At 64.6% G+C, this 19695-nt stretch carries 15 protein-coding genes; 5 read left to right on the forward strand and 10 right to left on the reverse strand.

The genetic code is table 11. The features are described from left to right. Positions 1 to 4 precede the first annotated feature (4 nt). From BST40_RS10810 to BST40_RS10835, 6 genes are all read right to left on the reverse strand, one after another. Positions 5 to 1519 (reverse strand): glycosyltransferase family 87 protein, encoded by a 1515-nt coding sequence (locus BST40_RS10810; RefSeq protein WP_075546111.1) that lies wholly within the window; start codon positions 1517 to 1519, stop codon positions 5 to 7. 189 nt (positions 1520 to 1708) lie between these two features. Then, entirely contained in the window at positions 1709 to 3583 is a 1875-nt protein-coding gene (locus BST40_RS10815) for a hypothetical protein (protein WP_240316632.1), read from the reverse strand. Positions 3584 to 3916: 333 nt separating this feature from the next. Then, on the reverse strand, positions 3917 to 4360 hold the full coding sequence (locus BST40_RS10820; RefSeq protein ID WP_075546110.1) for an Rv1352/Rv1906c domain-containing protein: 444 nt from the start codon (positions 4358 to 4360) through the stop codon (positions 3917 to 3919). A gap of 151 nt (positions 4361 to 4511) precedes the next feature. Then, on the reverse strand, positions 4512 to 6005 hold the full coding sequence (locus BST40_RS10825) for a glycosyltransferase (protein WP_075546228.1): 1494 nt from the start codon (positions 6003 to 6005) through the stop codon (positions 4512 to 4514). A 29-nt stretch (positions 6006 to 6034) separates the two neighbouring features. Further along, positions 6035 to 7054, reverse strand: coding sequence for an NAD-dependent epimerase/dehydratase family protein (locus tag BST40_RS10830; protein WP_075546109.1), 1020 nt, complete (start codon positions 7052 to 7054; stop codon positions 6035 to 6037). Beyond that, a complete protein-coding gene (locus tag BST40_RS10835) occupies positions 7051 to 8364 on the reverse strand; it encodes a nucleotide sugar dehydrogenase (protein WP_244174347.1) in 1314 nt (437 codons plus the stop codon). Before BST40_RS10835 ends, BST40_RS10830 begins: the two co-directional genes overlap by 4 nt. 234 nt (positions 8365 to 8598) lie before the next feature. Here BST40_RS10835 and BST40_RS10840 point away from each other — a divergent pair, with 234 nt between their 5' ends. The 3 genes from BST40_RS10840 to BST40_RS10850 all read left to right on the forward strand — a co-directional run bounded on the left by BST40_RS10840 (position 8599) and on the right by BST40_RS10850 (position 11377). Beyond that, complete coding sequence (locus BST40_RS10840; RefSeq protein WP_075546108.1) at positions 8599 to 9069, forward strand: GtrA family protein; 471 nt, start codon at positions 8599 to 8601, stop codon at positions 9067 to 9069. Positions 9070 to 9086: 17 nt separating this feature from the next. Continuing rightward, positions 9087 to 10991, forward strand: a complete 1905-nt coding sequence (locus BST40_RS10845; protein WP_075546107.1) for a hypothetical protein — start codon at positions 9087 to 9089, stop codon at positions 10989 to 10991. 173 nt (positions 10992 to 11164) lie between these two features. Next, positions 11165 to 11377, forward strand: coding sequence for a dodecin (locus BST40_RS10850; protein WP_023373419.1), 213 nt, complete (start codon positions 11165 to 11167; stop codon positions 11375 to 11377). A 3-nt stretch (positions 11378 to 11380) separates the two neighbouring features. On the opposite strand, the gene lipL is transcribed toward BST40_RS10850, so the two are convergent. The 4 genes from lipL to mutA form a co-directional block, all read right to left on the reverse strand. Beyond that, positions 11381 to 12670, reverse strand: coding sequence for an esterase/beta-lactamase LipL (lipL, locus tag BST40_RS10855; RefSeq protein ID WP_075546106.1), 1290 nt, complete (start codon positions 12668 to 12670; stop codon positions 11381 to 11383). Between the two features lie 64 nt (positions 12671 to 12734). Next, positions 12735 to 13706: a methylmalonyl Co-A mutase-associated GTPase MeaB gene (gene meaB / locus BST40_RS10860; RefSeq protein ID WP_075546105.1), complete on the reverse strand. Its 972-nt coding sequence runs from the start codon at positions 13704 to 13706 to the stop codon at positions 12735 to 12737. 100 nt (positions 13707 to 13806) lie between these two features. Next, positions 13807 to 16059: a methylmalonyl-CoA mutase gene (gene scpA / locus BST40_RS10865; protein WP_075546104.1), complete on the reverse strand. Its 2253-nt coding sequence runs from the start codon at positions 16057 to 16059 to the stop codon at positions 13807 to 13809. A 5-nt stretch (positions 16060 to 16064) separates the two neighbouring features. Beyond that, positions 16065 to 17930, reverse strand: coding sequence for a methylmalonyl-CoA mutase small subunit (gene mutA, locus BST40_RS10870; RefSeq protein ID WP_075546103.1), 1866 nt, complete (start codon positions 17928 to 17930; stop codon positions 16065 to 16067). A 191-nt stretch (positions 17931 to 18121) separates the two neighbouring features. On the opposite strand from mutA, the gene BST40_RS10875 reads away from it, so the two are divergent. Together BST40_RS10875 and BST40_RS10880 are read left to right on the forward strand one after the other, a co-directional pair. Further along, entirely contained in the window at positions 18122 to 18889 is a 768-nt protein-coding gene (locus tag BST40_RS10875; protein ID WP_075546102.1) for a TVP38/TMEM64 family protein, read from the forward strand. 143 nt (positions 18890 to 19032) lie between these two features. Beyond that, on the forward strand, positions 19033 to 19695 hold a 663-nt coding region (locus tag BST40_RS10880), incomplete at its 3' end, for a PE family protein (RefSeq protein ID WP_142276722.1).

Here is a 19695-nt window from a genome sequence, read left to right on the forward strand (position 1 = left end):
AGGTTCACTTTCCATCCGCCGGCGACACCGCGGCCGGTATGGGTTCGCCCACCGCCGTAGTGGTGGTAGGGATATTCGCCTCGTCGCTGGCCGCCGGTCTTCGCACATACGAGACGATGATCGCCGCGCATGCGATCAGCCACAACAGCGGCGCCAACTCCGCCGTGGTGTGCACAATCGGTGTGTAGCCGACGATCCCAACCGCGCCCAGCTGACCCGCGAGCGGCGACATCATCGGCGGGCCAGGCAACGGGATGCGGACGATGGAGAGGGCCGCGGCGAGGCTCACACAGATGCCGATCGCGCGGCGGCGGTCACCCAGAGCCGCGAACCCATCGAAAATCCCGGACTCCGGCGGCCCTTGGGGATCGCGGACCACCAACGCCGCGATCGGTAAGGCGAACACCAGGTAGTAGTTGAATACCAGACCCGGAAACAGACAGGCCGTGGTGAGCAGCGCGATGCCCCCCATGACCGGGGGGATGCGTCGCCCGAGAGCCAGCACGGAGACTACGACCAACAAGAGCAGGACATAACCGATCAGCGATCGGGTGACATCAAGAAAGTCGTTCGACACATAGCCCCACCGGGGGTCTTTGAGCTTATCCGGAATGAAGAAAATTCCTCTTGCGAAAGACACATTATACGGGCCTACGAGCGTGTCGACCGAACTGCTGTAATTAAGGAGACTGCGGGCCGACTGCGCGATGGTTTCCGGAAAGTCGCGGGGCCACAACAGATATGGGACAAAGTTGGAAATCACAACCCCGACGGCAGCGATGCCGCCCATCCGCCATTGTCGAGCCGCTAACAACGCCACACCGAGTAGCACGAACTGTGGTTTCAACAGCGCGGCGAGAACCACCATGATCGCCACCAGTCCCCACCGTTGACGGCGCAGCGCCACCAGAAAAACCAGCCCGATCGGCGCTATGAACCCCACTGAGTTGCCTCGATCGATCACGCCCCACACGGGAATGGCCATGGCGCCCAACGCCACAAAGACCACCACCCGCTCCAGTCCGCGAGCGCCGCGCGCCGCCCAGACCGCGGGGGTAAAGACAGCGCCCGTCAACAGCAGCTGGTAGCCCCAGAACCCCAGCCGGGGGGCGTGCAGCCATTTACCGAGGACCCCGAACAACATTTGCGACAGCATCCCCGCCGGCGGGTAACCCGCCCCGCCTCCCGCCTCGTAATTGTTCCAAGGTAAGCGCAACGGGTAGGGATCCCAGGGATTGGGCCGCATCCCGAAGCCCACGGTCATTCCGTAGTCGCTGAAGCAGTGCGTGCCCATTTGCATACCCCAGTCAAGCCAGCAGTCCTTGGCGGCCATAAAGAGAGAGGTAAGCACGTCGATCGAGTAGTACTGGGCCAGAACGAAGCCCACTACCGCCGATAACGCCGACCCCAACAAGACAGTGCCGAGCAGGAGCGTCCGTTCGGATTGGCGACCGACCGCCAACGCGTGTTCTCGAGTCGCGGTAATCGCGCCCCGCAGCACCTCGACAAATCGACTCACGCGCACTCCCCTCGGTTCCGGGCGAAACTGCAGCAAAGCGAGCTGCCGAGCCTACCCCCGGAGACAAATATAGTGAATGCGTTGTCCCGCTACCGAGAAAGAGGAGTATCGGCTGACAGCGTTCCCCCAAATCGCAGTCGTTCCGTCGCCGGCGAGCAACCACTCTGAACGGCGCGGCTGGGCCGCGGGCTACGGTCCAACGCCCATCTCATAAAAGCGCAGTCGTGCAGTGACTAAGGGCTCATTGAGGTTTACGGTGCGGCCGACACCAATGGTGTGGGCGTGGATCTGCAGATTCGTGTCAGCGACCGAAGCCGGGGTGTTGACCAGAAACGGCTCAGGGGCGTTCTTCCCGATCAGGCGGTAGGTGACCCCATCGACCACGAGCGTGAAGGTGCTCAGTGGCGCAATCTTTCCGTGGAAGTACCGGTCGCCGAAGGTCTCATCCAGATCGATTGCAACGAGCACCGCCCTATCCGGTGCGCTGGGGGCGGGAATAGGAACCGCATGGTCTTCCCGCACGGGTGCGTCCGACAATTTGGTGAGCGGTCCGCAGTGGGGGCCGGTGTGTTTGAACAGCGCCCAGCGGTTTTCGATGCCGCTCAGCGTGTAGTTGCACAGCAGCGCACGCGAATACAGCGGGGATTCTTGCACGCCAAGCCGGCCGTCGATACCGACGGCGGGCAGCGCCGGCGATAGCCGCGACAGCACGAATTGCGGCCCGTTAGCGAGTGATTCGCCGTTCAGAGCATCGAGCATGGGGGTGAGAGCCTGATATGTCTGGAAGACCGGTGTCGGGTGCCACGCGAGATCGTAGGCCCACACCGCCGAAATCTCGTGGGGGTCGACATGGACCGTGCTCGACCCAATGGTCTGGATGAAATGGTCCGGGATGCCATACAGCGCACGCTGGCGTGCCTTGGCTTGTTCGATTTTGCGCTGCACATGACCCGGCGAAGCGAACGCGACCATGCGGTCCACCGCTTGCACCGGTGCCCGCATCGCCAGCACCCCGCGGTCGGACAGTGCGGGAATCCCCCCGAGGTCGACCACGACAACCAGAGCGACTGCCACCGCAGCCAGCACCAATGCACGACGGCGAGCCCGCGGCCATGGGGTGATGGCCAGCGCAACAACCATCACCCCGACCAGAATGGCGAAGTGCCACGGTTCGAAGCGTCCGAACGCGGCCTTTCCCGCGATCAGGGTCGCGAGTCCGACAAGTAACAGGTAGCGGCGCGGTATGTTGTCTCTTCCGCGAACGAACACCACGCAGAGCCAACCCATCCAGGCGACGCTCAATACGACTGACGGTAAGGCCCACTGTGGGAGGGGCGCGGTCGCCATTCCGTCGGTGTAACCCGACGCAATCGCGGCGCTGCCCCGAAGCCATGCCGGAAGATTGCCCGGCCGTTGGCCGGCAAGCACCCACGAAACAACGGTAGAAACCGCGAATCCGGCTACCGTTGCGCAATGCCGGCCGACAGCTTTCCACCCGAGCAGCACCGACGTGGCCAACGCAATGACCATGATCGCAAGGCCGGTGTTGAATTTCATTAACAGCTGAAACCCTGCGGCGGCGCCGAGCACGACGCAGGTCGTGAACACCCTCGACCGCTTGGGCTCGCGCTGCAACAGGGGCACGCTCGCCCAGACGAACGCCGCGAGAACCCCCAACTCGGGGTACATCATTTCCAGGGAGGAAGAACCTCGCAGGGCCAAACCATGACCGAGGTGCAGGACGGTGAGGATGCCGGTCATCACGAACGCGCCGACAAGCGACGGCAGCGGCGGGTGGCGCAGGCGCAGGGCTGACGCGATGCCGAGGAAGAGTGCGGCGATGACGATCAGCTGGGAGATCGTAGCGAGCAGCGACTGCTCGAACGAGTAGTAGGCGCTGGTCCGCAGGAAGCCAAGCGGCCCGTACGTAAATACCAACTCGCGACCCCACGCAATATGGTCAATTCGCGCCAGAGCGAGCCCAGCCTGCCAAGACGGATCGAGCCCAACACTGGGATCGACCGATGGCTGCGGCCAGAAGACGACAGCAGCGATGGCAGCCACCAGAACTCGTTGCCACAAGGCAGAGCCCCATGTTGTCGTCGAGAACCACGTTCGCACTCGCCGCGACGCCGCCAAGGCACCGACGAGACCGCGGCCATGCCCGCGAACTACCAACGAGTCCAAAGTAATTCGCAGTTTTTTTCGGTCGTCGCGACGATCTCCAAGGAGTTCGTCGCTGCGCTGCGGGCAACTCGTCTCCGAGTTGTCCGGCGAGCTACCAGCACACTGCTCACCCGCATTTGTGGGGCCCGCCTCGCGGGCCGCATCAACGGCCATCGGCAAATACCCAACTAATCGGGGCACAGCGCGACACGCTGACCCAGGAATGGATCGTCACCCGAGTCCCGTGACGCTCGGGACATGCACCATCTGCCAGGTACCGCAGTTTTGCGTCAAGAACGCGGTGTCACTCTCCTGGATCTGGATTCGTTGCGGACCGCTGCCCTTCCAGCTATCGATAATGTCGCCCGTATCAAGGCTTCGCAGCCGCGCCCAACTACATATCGCCCCACCGGTTGTGTGATACATCCCGGGCATGATGTCCACCCCGACCAGATACGTGCCGTCCTTGTCGATCACACCGGTATATGTGCCGAAGGGGTCAATAACTGTCTTGGAACCCGTAGGTGGCGGCGGCTTGAGACCATCCACCGGTTGCGGGGGGGCGGCCTGCACGGTGACAGTTTGCGTGACGGTCACCGTCGAGGCGGTGGTGTGAGCGCCTCCTGCGCACCCTGAAAGCAGTAGTGCACCGGCAACCACCGCGACGGGCTTCATGCAGATGAAGTGTAGACGGAGCCAACTAGAAATATGGCCACTTTCTGCTAAAACAGTTGACCATTTAGCCGGCAGGAAACGAGCAATTACCCGCATGACGTGGCGGTGGTTGGCACCGCTGGGAGCCCCCTTGGGTTAGCCTCAATTCCCTTTAGCCACGGGGCTTTTCGTGTTGAGCTCGGTCAGAGTCGCCCAGTCGATGTCGGCGCACGAGCTGTGCGGCTGCGATCGCTGCCAGCCCACTGCCCGTCCAACGCAACACCGGTCGCCGCATGGCCAGCCCGTACCAGTGCAGATAGGAAGGCAGCCAACCTACCAAGTCGAACTTGCTGGTGCCGGCTGTTCGGTCCTCCCAGCTGCTGGGCACCTCGTCGACCCGATAGCCGAGCAGATGCGCCTTCGTCGTAAGTTCCAGACCCACCTCGAACCCCCGCAGACTCTCCACGGGAACGTCGTCGAGGAAGCGGCGGCTGTACGCGCGGAAGTTGGTCGTCGCATCATGCGTCGGCACACCACCGACGTAATGCAAGCTCAGCCCGGCCGTGCGAGACATCAGGGTCTTCAACCGCGGTCCGCCGGTTTGCGAGCCGCCGGGCATGTATCGCGATCCGCTGACAATGTCGGCGCCCTCGTCCCGAATCTTTGCTGCCATCAATGGAATTGCCGCTGGCGGGTCCGACAAGTCGGCCATGCTGGTCACCACGACATCCCCCCGCGCGGCCGCAAAGCCCGCGATCAGCGCGTTGGCCACGCCCTTGCCGATGGAGTTGCGAACCAGCCGGACGGTGGCCGGCTTGTCGGGCATGGCTGCCAGCGCCGGCAACGTGGTGTCCTCGTCGAAGTCATAGCAGACCAACAATTCATGAGGCAGGTCCGCGAGCGCCGCAGCGAGTCTGCGGACGCAGACCTGAATGTTCTCGCCCTCGTTGTAGACCGGGATGACCACACTGACCAGCCGCTCGCTTGTGGCCGCTACCCGTGCCTTGCGAGCGCGGATCACGAACTGCTTACCGAAGATCGGCCAGGCCATTCTGGAGCGCAGGTACAGCTGCACCAGTACCGGCGCCTGCGGCCACGGCGACCTCGACGTGTACGGCAGGAACCGGTCATAGGTGTCGACGATCTTGAGCTGGTTGGATTCCAGCAGCTCGATCAGCGAGCGGTCGCTGATCGGCACGGTGTGGTCCCAGAAGTCCCAGTAGTCGCCGCCGACGAAGCGAATATTGGGTCCCATGGCGATGAAGTGCCCACCCGGTTTCAGCACCCGGCGAGCCTCGGCGATCGTGCGTTCGACTTCGGCCTTGCTCGGCAGATGCTCGAGCAGGTTGCTGGTGAAGACCACATCCACCGAGTCATCGTCGAGGAAGCTCAGATCATCCGCACTGCCGTGGTGGAACTCGACGCCGGCCTCGAGCATGCCGGCACTGTCGGGGTTCAGGTCGACGCCGATCCGGCGAGCGGCACTTATCTGGTTGAGGAATTCGCCGTAACCACAACCCAAGTCCAGGACCGTGTCGCTGCGCCTGATCCATGCCTGGAAGAAGTCGCGGACCAGCACGCCCCAGATGGCCGATCGCGCTTCCCGGGCATGTCCGAAACGGTTGCGGTAGAGCTGTTGAAGATCGGGCTCACCCGCGATACGCATGGCGTCCTTGCGGATACAACCCACACACGTCAGATGGTCCCCGCCTTGACGGCGTCGACAACCCAGGGTATGACCTCGTCGAGCATGGCATCCAGGGTAGTTGTCGCCTCGAAGCCGAGTACCTCCGACGCCTTGTGGACGTCGGGCGAGCGCAGCTGCACGTCATGCTCGAACGGCGGATCGCTTTCGTAGCGAAACGGGGTGTCGGGCCGCATTTTGCGCCAGATCACCTCGGCCAGTTCCAGCACCGTGGTGGCCTCGGGCGTGGACAGGTTGAAGTCGCCGTTGAGCGCGGCCGGGTGCTCCATGCAGATGCGGATGCCGCGCGCCAGGTCACCACCGTAGGTGTAGTGCCGTATCTGGGTACCGTCGCCGAGAATGTGCAGCGGATCCTGACCCTTGGCCACCTTCTGGATCAGATCCGGCACCACATGGCTCATCGCGAGTTTGACGTTCCCGCTGGGGATTTCGTGCCCCCCCAGCGCCCGCTGCTCGCCGGTGCCGACACAGTTGAACGGGCGGATGATGGTGTACGGCAGCCCATACTGCTCGTAAGCACCGTGGGCGAAGTACTCGCAAGCCAGCTTCTGGAACCCGTAAGTGCTTGTCGGAGGCGGGCATTCGGTGATGTGCTTTTCCGGCGTCGGGAACACGGTGGCGTTCTCGAATACCATCGACGAACTGATAACGTTGATCTTCTTCAGCCAGCCCTTGCGATACGCGTAGATCGCGGTATCGAAGTGGGCGGCCGCAATTCGCTCATTTTCGGCCAGCAGGTCGTAGGCGTACTCGTGGAAATAGGTGATACCACCGATACGGGCCGCGCTGGCCACCATCTGATCGCAGCCTTCGACCAGCCGGAACATCAGGTCGACGTCTTTGACGTCACCCTCGACGAAGTGGTACCGCGGGTGGTCGTCGTAGCTTTTCGTAACCGGCCCGTATTTCGAGTAGTTGTCGATCCCAACGACATCGTGGCCGGCGCGCAGCAGCTCTTCGACGACATAGCCGTTGATAAATCCGGCGCTGCCGGTTACCAGGATCTTCACCGGGCCACCGCTTCCGGCCCCAAGGTAGCCAACTGGACTCCGTTGAGCGCTTCGGTGTCAAGCTCGCTCACATCCAGGCATCCCCAGACATCTTCGACGATCTTGCCCCGCGGTACCGAAAGGCCTCGGTAGGCCGAGTGGGGAACGCCGACCACGATGACGTCGGCACGATCCACCACGGTGTCCAGCGGGTAGTAGTCCTTGCCCTCCAAGAACGGATCGTGCAGCAGCACGTCCTTGGCTTCCAGCATCAGCAGATGCCGCAGTTTGAAACTGAGCGAGTCGCGGGTGTCGTCGCAATCGGCCTTGAACGTCATACCCAGGATGCCAACGGTCTTGTCGCGCAGGTTAACCCGGCGCTTGAGCATGTTGACGATGAACTGCGGCTGGCCCTCGTTGATGAGCATGGCCGCATGGCCGAGCATGAAATTGTTGTTGCTGAACGCCGCAAGCTGCATGGTGTCCTTCAGCAGACACGGGCCGGCCGCAAGCCCGGCCCGCGGCAGGCTGTCGACCCGAAAATTCTTGTAGGTGGCCGCATGGTGGACTCGGTCGAAGTCGAGCCCGGCTTCGCGGCTGAGCAGATAGAACTGGTTGGCAACCGCGAACTGGATATAGCGGTAGCTGTTGCAGAACAGTTTGGCCAGCTCGGCTTCCTGCGGCTCCACCTCGATGATCTCACCGGTGATTCGCGAGAAGAGCTCGCGCACCACCCGCCGACCCTCGGCGTCGAACCCGCTGATGACCTGCGGAATGATCCGCAGCTCCCGGATCGAATGTCCCTGAGCGATCCGCTCGGGACAGAAGGTGACGTGAACGCCGATCCCACGCTCGGTGAACATGTCCTGGACGCGCTGACTCAGTCCCGGGTAGACCGTGCTTCGCAGGACGAGCGTCTGGCCGTCGTGGAAGTAGGGGCTGATCTCGTCGATAATGCGAAAGAACGTGTGCGCCTGCGGTGTCAGGTATTCGTCGACCGGTGTGCCGACGACGCAGATCACGATGTCGGCATTCCTGACCACCCAGGAATCGGTGCTCGCGCTGATCCGCCCGGTCGGCAACAGCCGCTTGAGCAGATCCTCGGCGCCATTCTCGATGAAAGGCATCCGGCCGGCCATGATGGTCCGCAACGCCTCGGCGTTGGTGTCCAAGATGTCGACGGTGAAGCCCTCGTCCGCCAACACCAGCGCCAGTGGTAATCCGACATGCCCGGCGCCACCGACAATGCAAATACGCTCAGCGGGTTGAGTCGTCACGTGAACCGTCGCCTCCCCTTCCTGTTCCCGGTCTGGTCCGGGGTGCTGGACCATAACACCAACTGTCGTCTGTATAGATGGTGTTGGAGCCTACGAGACCAACGCCCGATTACGCGGTATTTCGCACGAACTAACAAGGCCGATCCCCCGCGGCTCCGTTGACGGCGGCAGCCTTTCGCCACAGCATTTCACGTAGGCGTCGACTTGTCTTTTGAATGACAAAGTTCCGGCACTCCGATTCTCTGGTTCTGTCCCGAGGCGACGCGAGCCCTAGTACCTTGGTCCACCATGGAGCTCGCGGGGGGCTTGGTAGCGCACACCAACACCGCCTATACCAACGAAGCGCGCAAGAAGTTGCGCTACACGGCCGTAGCGCTGGTCTTTCTGCCCATCGGACAAGGTCTCATCCAGGTCTTGGGTCCCTGGCTGAACAGCTACACCATCGCTTCGCTGCTGGCAGCAGCCATCGCCACGGTTCCCAACTTCTTCGCCAACAAGCACTTCGTCTGGCGTGTGGCGTCGGGCAAGAAGTCCGCGATGAACCTCCATCAACAGGTGCTGGTGTTCTGGACGGCGGTGATGCTGGCAGTCGGACTGGCCACCTACTTCACCTATCTGGTCGACAACGCGATGGCCGGTTACAGCAGACCCGTCCACGGCAGCGTGGTTTTCCTGGTTCAAGTGCTCGGCTTCGGCCTCGTATGGATCGGCCGCTACCTGATCCTGGATCGATGGCTGTTCCGCGAAATCCGCACCTGAATCGATAGCTTTCGGGAATGGTGACAACGCGCGCGGGACGCGTCAAGACATGGTGTTCAACGGCCGGTTGGGGGTCGGCTCGTTGGCAACGGTGCCTCGCCGCGCTGGTGACCGCCGTCCTGTTTTGGCCGCAGTCGTCGGTCGACGCCGATAGTGGGCTCGATCCGTCCTGGGAGGCCGCGGTCGCGCTGGCCCGGATCCACCACCTCGCATGGGGCCCCGAGATCGTTTTCACCTACGGGCCGCTGGCATTTCTGCAGAACACCGGCTATTACTCGACCCAGCAGGCGGTGCTCGCCACGCTTTACCAGGTAGCCGTCATCGCCGCGCTGTTCCTCGGTGTCACAGCGGCCATGCGTCGGCGCTACCCGGCGGCGACGGCGCTTCTCGGCGCATTCGTGACGACCGGAATCACTGCCATCCTGTTGGGTTCGATGTACCCCGAGGTGGTTGTTCTAGCCGCGTTCGCGTGGTCCGCACCGCTGCTCTTGGATGATGACGTGAAGCGGTCGACGACATTCATCACTTGTGTCGTGGTGGCCGCGGTCGGCGGCTTCGAGCTGCTGGTGAAGTTCAACACCGGACTCGTCATCGCGGCCATCGCGCTGACGGCGTCAATCTTGCGGGACTGGCGAGCCGTGGGGCGCCACTGCGCCACGGTGACCACTTTCGCGGTGTCCATCCCGATCTGGTGGCTGCTGGCGGGTCAACGACTGGGTAACCTGCCGGTCTGGCTTCGATACAGCGGCCAGATCGTCTCCGGCTACATCGAGGGGCAGGCCGTACCCATCCCACTCGATGCCGTCGGCGCGGTGCTGCTCACCGTTGCATGGCTCGTGGTGGTTTGCGCAATGCTGGTGCACGGCGGCCGACGGATCCCGCGCAATTACGCGGTGCTCGTCGCGGTCACGTCGGCGCTGATCGCCAAGAGCTCGTTCGGACGTTACGACACCAATCACTTTGCCGCGCTGTTGGGCCTGATGGTTGTCACGGTCGCCATCACCCCGCTCTACGGAATTCTCCGGCCTCGGTTCGAGATCGCCGTGGTGCTAATCCTCGTCGTGTTCCTTGCCGGGACCCTGGTCATCGAACAGCGGCCAGTTGCGGTGCTACAGGCTCCCCTGCGCGCCATGGATCGCCTGGCTACGCTCGCTTTCCCCGGTCGCGCGGCGGCGCACATCCAGCACAGCAAAGCACGCCAGCGCCGGCATTACGGCATTCCCGAGCGCTTCGTCGAGACCATCGGGTCTGCGCCAGTCCACGTTGACCCCGACGAGGCTTCGGTCGTATGGGCGTATGACTTCGACTGGCGCCCCGCACCCGTTTTCCAGACCTACTCGGCCTATACACCCGCGTTGGACAAACTGAACAGCGGAACCCTGGCAGACGGGCCACAATTCGTGGTGTCGCGACAATCCCCGACCTCGCCCACCACCGGCATCAACGGCCGGCTCGGCGTGCAGGAAAACCCGCTCTATTCGCGTGCGCTGCTGTGCGACTTTGCCGTACGCGGCGCGGAAAACCACTGGGAGCTGCTGGCACGCAGTCAACCCCGCTGCGGACCGCTCGTCTCGCTCTCGGAAGTCATTGTGCGCGACGGTAATCCGGTTACGGTGCCGGCACCGACCGGCCCCCAAATGGCGGTTTTAGTGGGCATCGACCTGGATCGGACCATCGTCGACAGGCTCTTCATGGGATCGCTCATACCACTGACCACTTTCACGGTGGTGCTCGACGGGGCCAGCTACCGTCTCACCGCCGGCAACGCCGCCGAGCCGTTTCTGGTCAGCACACCCGGCTTGGTCGATGCCACCAACCTCGAGATCCACTCTCGCACTATCAGCGTCGGCCGTAGTCGATCCTTGGGTCAGCACAGCCCCACCGCCCGCCTGCGCTTCTACGAAATGCGCATCGGCCCGTAATCACCACCTGTCCAGGCCTGCACACCGTCAGCGGCCGAGTTCGAGGCTTCTCCTCAGCGGGCAGGCGCGTCGGCACCGCACCCGGCCGGCAGTGCAGCAAGATGATGCTTCGAGCCCTCGGGGCCTTCAGGACCTTCAGGGGCGCCGTCAACCACCGAACACAAGGGGATGCGATGAGCAATCACACCTACCGCGTTATCGAGATCGTCGGAAGTTCACCCGACGGAATCGACGCGGCGATCCGCAATGGTCTGGATCGAGCGGCACAGACCATGCGCAGCCTGGACTGGTTCGAGGTCGAGTCGGTGCGCGGCCACCTGGTCGACGGCGCCGTCGGCCACTTTCAGGTGACCATGAAAGTCGGCTTCCGCCTGGAAGATTCGTAGCTACTAGCCTGCGACGGCTCCCGGCTCGGGCGAATACGGCGCCCCGAATCCCATCACCGGCTGGTAGCCGTGCTTGCGCGCCTTCTCGACAGCCTGCCTGATCAGGGCGTAGACGGCGACGAAACCGGCGTGGTCGGTCGCTACCAGCGGGGTCAGCAATCGATTGTGCACCAACGCGAATGCCACCCCGGTCGCCGGGTCTGTCCACCCGACCGAGCCGCCCATGCCGACATGCCCGAACCCCGGCATCAGATTGCCGATCGGGAAACTGTGATAGCCCAGGTGGAAGGCCATCGGCACGAACAGATTCCGATCCGGCCGAAGCCGCCGTTCACCTGTCAGCCCGGCGACCAGTTCCCGCGACAGGAATCGGGTGCCGTCGATCTCACCGCCGTTGGCGATCGCGCCGTACATCTTGGCCAGCGCCCGGGCAGTCACCACGCCGTTGGCGGCGGGGATCTCGGCGTCCAGCATGGGGGTGTCGCCCTGGACGGTGGCCAGGACGCCCGGGAAGTACATCGAGCGGAATCCGCCGGAGAACTGGTTGGCGATCTTGTGCATCGCATAGGTCAGCACCGGGTTGGCAGCGACATCCTGCGGCATGATGATCTGGGTCTCGCGGGTGGGTGATCCGGCCGGCGGTCGACCCAGATGGAAGCCGTCGGTGTCGAGTGGCTCGGCAAGTTCCTCGCGGAACAGGGTACGCATGCTCTTTCCGGTGACGGCCCTGGCTAGCCCGGACATCAGCCAGCCGAAGGTCAGGGCGTGATAGGCCGATTTGCCCAGCAGGCGGCCGGGAGCCGCGGCCGCCAGCCGCTCTTCCATCACGACGTGATCCATCAAATCGTCCAGGGTGGCGCCGCGCAGACCTGACAGACCGGCCTGGTGCCTCATCACGTCGCGGACGGTGAGCTTCTCCTTGCCGTTGGCCGCGAACTCCGGCCAATACGCGGCGACCGGGGCGTCGTAGTCGATCAGCCCGCGATCGGCCAGCCGGTGAATGACCGTGGCGGCCATGCCTTTGGTTGCCGAGAACACCATCGGCGCGCTGTCAGCCGACCACGGCACCTCGCCGCGCCGGTCGGCCCACCCTTTCCAGACGTCGACGACCGGCTGGCCGTCCAGATACACCGTCAGCGCCCCGCCGCCGGTCCGGCGGGACGGGAACATGCTGGAAAAGAAGCGAACGACGCACGCAAAGTGGGAGTCCGCCGCGCCGGACAGTCGATGACCTGCGTCAGGGTCATCGCGCTGAGGAACCGCGCGTCGATTGACTCCGATGTCTACCGTCACACCTTTGAATTTACTTGGATTTCACAGAGGGCAATGTCAAACCGGAATTATATTTACCGTTCCGTTAGGACGATGCTGCCTGGAGTATTTGCTGGGCAGCCAACGCCGGGGTCAACTCCCCGGCTCGGACCTGGCATTCCACAGCCGTGCGAATCTTGCGCACCTCCGGGTGCGACAGCACCCGGTCCAGCACCGCGTCGCGGACCAGCTGCCACGTCCAGTCGACCTGTTGCTCGCGTCGCCGGGCTTCGAACTCTCCCGCCTCGGTCAGCACCCGGCGATGTCGCTCGATGGTTTCCCATAGTTCGGTCAGACCCGTCCCCTCCACTGCGCTCATCGTGAGAACCGGTGGGCGCCAGAGTGTTTCATGGGGGTGGATCAATCTCATCGCCCCGGACAACTCTCGGGCAGCGATCCGCGCATCGCGCAGGTGCTCGCCGTCGGCCTTGTTCACCACCACGACGTCGGCGAGTTCCAGCACACCCTTTTTGATGCCCTGCAACTGGTCGCCGGCACGCGCCAGGGTCAGCAGCACGAAGGTGTCGACCATGTTGGCGACCGCGACCTCGGACTGGCCGACGCCGACGGTTTCGATCAGGATCACGTCGAAACCGGCAGCTTCCAACAGCACGACCGTTTCCCTGGTGGCCTTTGCTACTCCACCCAACGTGCCCGAGGTTGGTGAGGGCCGGATATAGGCATCCGGATGCATGGCCAGCCGCGCCATCCGCGTCTTGTCTCCCAGGATCGACCCACCGGTGCGCGTCGACGACGGGTCGACCGCGAGCACCGCCACCCTGTGCCCCCGCTCGATCAGGTACATCCCGAGCGCCTCGATGGCGGTCGACTTGCCCACGCCGGGAACGCCGGTGATGCCGACGCGATGCGCCTTGCCGGAATCCGGCAGCAACGCCAGCAGCAGCTGTTGCGCCCGCTCACGGTGGTCCGTGCGGGTGGACTCCAGCAGGGTGATGGCCCGTGGCAGCGCGGCGCGGTCGCCGCGCCGGATGGCCTCCGCGAGTTGTTCGGTGGTCACCGGGCCCGCCTCGTCGCAGGCGCCGAACGTAACGCCACTGCGAAAAAATGAGCCAAATTTCGCCGTGACGTCACGCTCGCGGGAAGGATTTGGCCGGCCACTAGTCCAGGTCGTATCCCAGACGTTCGGCCAACTTGTGCAGCAGGCCGATGGCGGCGTCGGCGATCACCGTCCCGGGCGGGTAGATGGCGGTCGCCCCGGCGGCGTAGAGCTCGTCGAAGTCACCGGGCGGGATGACGCCGCCGACCACGATCATGATGTCGGGCCGACCCACCTTGGCCAGCGCGTCGCGCAGCGCGGGCACCAGCGTCAGGTGGCCGGCAGCCAGCGAGGACACGCCGACGACGTGGACGTCGTTGTCGGCGGCTTGGCGGGCCACCTCCTCCGGCGTCGAGAACAGCGATCCGACGTCGACGTCGAACCCGATATCGGCGAATGCGGTGGCAATCACCTTCTGACCGCGGTCGTGGCCGTCCTGGCCCATCTTTGCCACCAGGATCCGCGGCCGGCGGCCGTCGGCATCGGCAAACTTCTCTACGAGTTCGGTTGCGGCAGCGATATTAGGGGCCCTTCCGACTTCGTCACGGTAGACGCCGGCGATGGTACGGATCTCGGCCTGGTGACGGCCGTACACCTTCTCCAGCGCGTCGGAGATCTCGCCGACGGTGGCCTTCGCGCGAGCGGCGTTGATGGCCAACGCCAGCAGATTATTGGCCAGCCCGTCTTCTCCGGCACGGCCGTGGGCGGACGCGGCGCGAGTCAGCTCGGCCAGGGCAGCCGCGACCACGGCGTGGTCGCGGCCGGCCCGCAGCTCCTGCAGCTTGGCCAACTGCTCGGCGCGCACCCGGCTGTTGTCGACCTTGAGCACCTCGATCTGTTGCTCCTCGTCGACCCGGTACTTGTTCACCCCGATCACCGGCTGCTGGCCGGAGTCGATGCGAGCCTGGGTGCGGGCGGCCGCCTCCTCGATGCGCAGCTTGGGAATGCCGTCACTGATGGCCTGCGCCATGCCCCCGTGCTCGGCGACCTCCTCGATGTGGGCCCGCGCCCGCTGGGCGAGCTGATGGGTCAGCCACTCCACGTAATACGAACCGCCCCAGGGGTCGATGGGCCTGGTGGTACCCGACTCTTGTTGCAGCAGCAGTTGGGTGTTGCGGGCGATGCGCGCCGAGAAGTCGGTGGGCAGTGCCAACGCCTCGTCGAGAGCATTCGTGTGCAACGACTGGGTGTGGCCCTGGGTTGCGGCCATCGCCTCGATGCAGGTGCGGGCCACGTTGTTGAACACGTCCTGTGCCGTCAGCGACCACCCCGAGGTCTGCGAATGAGTGCGCAGCGAGAGCGATTTCGGGCTTTGGGGCTCGAATTTGGCCACCAGCTCGCTCCACAGCAGTCGGCCGGCACGCAGCTTGGCGACTTCCATGAAGAAGTTCATCCCGATGCCCCAGAAGAAGGACAGCCGGGGCGCGAACGTGTCGATGTCCAAGCCGGCATCCAGGCCGGCCTTGATGTAGTCGACACCGTCGGCCAGGGTGTAGGCCAGCTCCAAATCTGCTGTGGCACCGGCCTCCTGGATGTGGTATCCGGAAATCGAGATGGAGTTGAACTTCGGCATTTTCGCGCTGGTGTAAGCGAAGATGTCGGAGATGATCCGCATCGACGGCTTGGGCGGATAGATGTAGGTGTTGCGGACCATGAACTCTTTGAGGATGTCGTTCTGGATGGTGCCGGCCAGCTTCTCCGGCGGCACGCCCTGCTCCTCGGCCGCGACCACATACAGCGCCAAAATGGGCAGCACCGCGCCATTCATCGTCATTGACACACTGACTGCGGACAGGTCGATTCCGTCGAACAACTGCCGCATGTCGAGGATGGAATCGATTGCCACGCCAGCCATTCCGACGTCGCCCTGCACTCGTGGGTGATCCGAGTCGTAGCCGCGGTGGGTGGCCAGGTCGAAGGCCACCGACAGGCCCTTCTGGCCGGCGGCCAGGTTACGGCGATAGAACGCGTTGGAGTCGGCGGCGGTGGAGAAGCCCGCGTATTGCCGGATGGTCCAGGGCTGGTTGACATACATCGTCGGATAAGGGCCACGCACAAAGGGGGGCTGGCCGGGAAAGCTGTGCAGCGGGTACCCCTGCGCGGCGGCGGCACGGCGATCGGCGGCGATGTAGACCGGTTTGACGTCGATGCCTTCCGGGGTGTGCCAGTGCAGTTGGTCGGGCTGGTAGGAGTGGGCGGCCGCGGCGGCGGCGACGAGCTCGTCCACCGCCTGTTCGGTGGCGGGATGCATGGCGCGATCGCCGTGCAGCGGGACATCGGCGAAACTGCCGATAGCGGGTACGGTCGTCGTCATCGTGGCTACGCTCCCAACCGGGTGAGCAAGTTCGACAAAGCTTCCAGCGCATTGATTTTCGCGGTAAGGAACTCATCGGGCCGATGAGTCGCCGGGTCCCCCAGCGCCGTTTCGGGGCCGGCCAGGCAGACGCGCTCTATGCCGGCGTTCCTCGCGGCCTGGGTCACGTCGACGGCCTCGTCTCGGTAGCGCCTGTCGGTACCGCAGATCACCGCCACTGTCGGCGACCCCCACTCCGCCACAACCTTTGCCACACCGGCCGCGTCGACTGTTCCGGGGTTGAGCGCCTCGATGCCGCCGGAGGCCAACAGGTTCGCCGCGAACGTCGTCCGGATGTTGTGCTCGGCCAGCGGACCCAACGGCAGCAACAGCGCTCGCGGTCGTGACCCGGTGCGGGCCAAGAAGCTATCCGAGCGATCGCGCAATGCTTCGAACCCGGCGGCATAGCGCACCACGGTTCCGCCGTTGCCCCGCGAATCACCTTGTAGCAGCGGGGGTTCCTCGAGATTCGCAAATTCGTTGACGCCGGTGATCGCGAGACGGCGATGCGCAATGTCGTCGGTGCGGCGGGCCGCAAGCTCGGCGATCCGGCCGGCGAGATAGTCGTGGGCGGCGACGAAACCGCCGTGCGCCTCGATGGATTGGAAATGTCGCCAAGCCTGCTGTGCCAGTTCCTCGGTGAGATCCTCGACGAACCACGACCCCCCGGCCGGATCCAGCACCCGGCCCACGTGTGATTCCTCCAGCAGCAATAGCTGAGTATTGCGGGCGATGCGGCGCGCGAAGCTGTTCGGGGTGCCGGGAAAGCCGCCGGGAATCGCCACATCGAACGGATACACCAGCACCGTGTCGGCGCCGCCGACACCCGCGCCGAAGGCTGCCAGGGTGCAACGCAGCATGTTCACCCACGGGTCTCGCTGGGTCATCATCGGCAGCGACGTCTCCGCGTGCACCCTGACCGCGCCGCCGTCCGGGTCCCCGGCGACCTCGGCGACGCGGGCCCACAACTGGCGGGCGGCCCGCATCTTGGCCAGCGTCATGAACTGGTCGTCGTCGGCGGCCAGCCGCAGGCTGATCTGCCGCAATGCCTCGCCGACCGGAATCCCGGATTCGGTGAGCAGCCGGAGATAGGCCACCCCCGCGGCGACGGTGGCGGCCAGTTCCCAGGCCGCGGTCGCGCCCAGGTTGTGAAAGGCAGGCCCGTCGACGGTGATGGCTCGCATACCCCGGTCACCCGCGACCCGCGCGGCGACCGCGACGATGTCCTCGACAGTCGGTACGGAACGGTCACTGAAAGAGGCTGTCAGCGGGTCGCCGCCCAGGTCGATCGACACGGTGGCGCGCTGGTCGGGCTCGAGTTCGGCCACCAGCGCGAGCATGGCATCGCAGGCCGCCGGGTAGTCGGCGCCGGCATCGAGGATGACCGGTGCCAGGTTCAGGTAAACACCGGCGAATAGCCGCTCGAGCTTGTCCGGTGCCACACCACCAGTACCCACCTTGATCAGCAGCGCGCTCACACCCTCGCCGAGTGCGGCCAGCACCGCCGCGTTGGCGTCTTCGGTGTCCGGGGCGTGCGCGTCCGGAAACGTCTCGGCGACCTTCCAGCCGGAATTGACGTCGCGCAGCACGTCGCTGCCGCGCACATAGGGCCATCGGCCGGGCAGGGAGGGCTCCGGCAGCTCGTCGAAAGCGGTGTAAAGCGCCCGAATGGCGAACCCGTCATAGGTCGGGGTGTCCAGCAAATGCTCGGGGTGGTCCCCGAGTTCTGTCGGGTCACGGCGAGTGGTCTTGGACAGCACACCGGAGACCGCAGTGCGCCAACGCTCGCGAACCTGTTCTAGGCCGGCGAGCCCGGGTACATCAATGGACACCGACTGCTCCTATTTATGCAGCAACTGACAACTTTGTTTCTGGTTGCTTCAGGACCGCCACTAACTAACAAGGCTAATTGATTGCGGCCGCCGCATAGGTGTCAAGGTCTGGCGACCGAGGCCGGAGCGTGACAAGAAACGCCAGCCAGGGGAAACGAGATATTCATGTTGACCCCGTACGCTTGGACAGCGTGACGGCTGCCGCCATGTGCAAAACCACCGATACGGTGCGCGGTATAGCGATCGCGCTCGGTGCGGCTGCACGCCAGGTGTCGTTAACGCGGATGGTGGGCACCGTGGTGGGAATCACAACATTGGTTGCGGTGGCGCTACTGGTTCCGCTCCCCACAGCGGTGCAGATGCGGGACTGGGCAGCATCGGTAGGCCCGTGGTTCCCGCTGGCGTTTCTGCTGGTGCACATCGTCGTCACGGTGCCGCCATTCCCGCGCACCGCATTCACAGTGGCCGCCGGCCTGTTATTCGGGCCGGCGTGGGGCATATTGATCGCGATCACCGCCAGCACAGCCAGCGCGGTCATCTCGATGCTGCTGGTGCGCGCGGCCGGATGGCGGCTCAACCGCCTGGTGCGCCACCGGGCGGTCGACCGGCTCGACGCGCGGCTGCGGGAGCGGGGCTGGCTGGCGATATTGTCGTTGCGGTTGATTCCGGCGGTACCGTTCGCGGCGCTGAACTACGGCGCCGGCGCATCGGCCGTGCGGGTGGGGCCGTACACGCTGTCCACGCTCGCCGGTCTACTCCCCGGCACTGCCGCGGTGGTGATTTTGGGCAATGCGCTCGCCGGGGACGGCAACCCGCTGGTGGTCCTGGTGTCGGTGTGCACGGCGGCGCTGGGCATGGCCGGGCTGATCTTCGAGGTACGCCACTATCGGCGCCAGCACTGCCGCGGCGTACCCCGCTACGACGACGAGCCCATACGCGAGCCGGCCGTCGCCCGCTGAACCGGCGACTGCATCAGAGCGTTCCGAACGCGCTGTAACCAGCGCATTTCATACCTGGATCACCTTCTCCGAATACCCGCGCCCCAACATTGGTGGCGTCAACAAGACGGTCCTCGACTGTGTCAGCGCTGAGGTAGCTCCGGATGTCATTGGTGATCACATCACCGGAAATGCTGGCGACGGCCAGCGCGCAGCTGGTGAGAATCGGTTCAGCCATTAGCGAGGCCAACGCGGCGGCCGCACCACCGATAACGGCAGTGCTGGCCGCGGGCGCCGATGAGGTGTCGGCGGCGATCGCAGCGATGTTTACCGCGCACGGTCAGGCATATCAAGTAATCAGCGCTCAAGCGCAGGCATTTCACGACCAGTTTGTGCAGACCATGGCTGCCACTGCGGCCGCCTACGCGAACACCGAAGCTGCAAATGTCGCGCAGACCCTCCTGAACGTGGTGAACGCGCCCTCGGAAGCCCTCACGGGGCGCGTATTGATTGGCAACGGCGTCGACGGAACCTCGCCAGGCCAGTCCGGCGGGAACGGCGGGTGGCTGTGGGGCAACGGGGGCGACGGGGCGCCGGGTGCCCCGGGCCAAGCGGGAGGTCGCGGCGGCGATGCCGGACTGTTCGGCAACGGAGGAAACGGCGGGGCCGGAGGGGCGGGGCGTAACGGAGGATCCGGCGGCGCGGGCGGAACAGGCGGCTTGATCGCCGGCAATGGCGGTCATGGCGGAGCCGGCGGAGCCGGAGTCAACGGCGGAAACGGCGGTCAAGGCGGCAATGGCGGCGCCGCCGCCGGACTGTTCGGCCAC

The sequence above is a fragment of the Mycobacterium persicum genome (assembly GCF_002086675.1).
Lineage (GTDB): Bacteria > Actinomycetota > Actinomycetes > Mycobacteriales > Mycobacteriaceae > Mycobacterium > Mycobacterium persicum.

Bases quoted from the DNA above. Each gene is read 5' to 3' on its own strand.
- BST40_RS10820 (WP_075546110.1), bottom strand. From the start codon at position 4,360: ATGAAGCCCGTCGCGGTGGTTGCCGGTGCACTACTGCTTTCAGGGTGC.
- BST40_RS10825 (WP_075546228.1), bottom strand. From the start codon at position 6,005: ATGCGTATCGCGGGTGAGCCCGATCTTCAACAGCTCTACCGCAACCGT.
- BST40_RS10835 (WP_244174347.1), bottom strand. From the start codon at position 8,364: ATGGTCCAGCACCCCGGACCAGACCGGGAACAGGAAGGGGAGGCGACG.
- BST40_RS10840 (WP_075546108.1), top strand. From the start codon at position 8,599: ATGGAGCTCGCGGGGGGCTTGGTAGCGCACACCAACACCGCCTATACC.
- BST40_RS10845 (WP_075546107.1), top strand. From the start codon at position 9,087: ATGGTGACAACGCGCGCGGGACGCGTCAAGACATGGTGTTCAACGGCC.
- BST40_RS10850 (WP_023373419.1), top strand. From the start codon at position 11,165: ATGAGCAATCACACCTACCGCGTTATCGAGATCGTCGGAAGTTCACCC.
- scpA (WP_075546104.1), bottom strand. From the start codon at position 16,059: ATGACGACGACCGTACCCGCTATCGGCAGTTTCGCCGATGTCCCGCTG.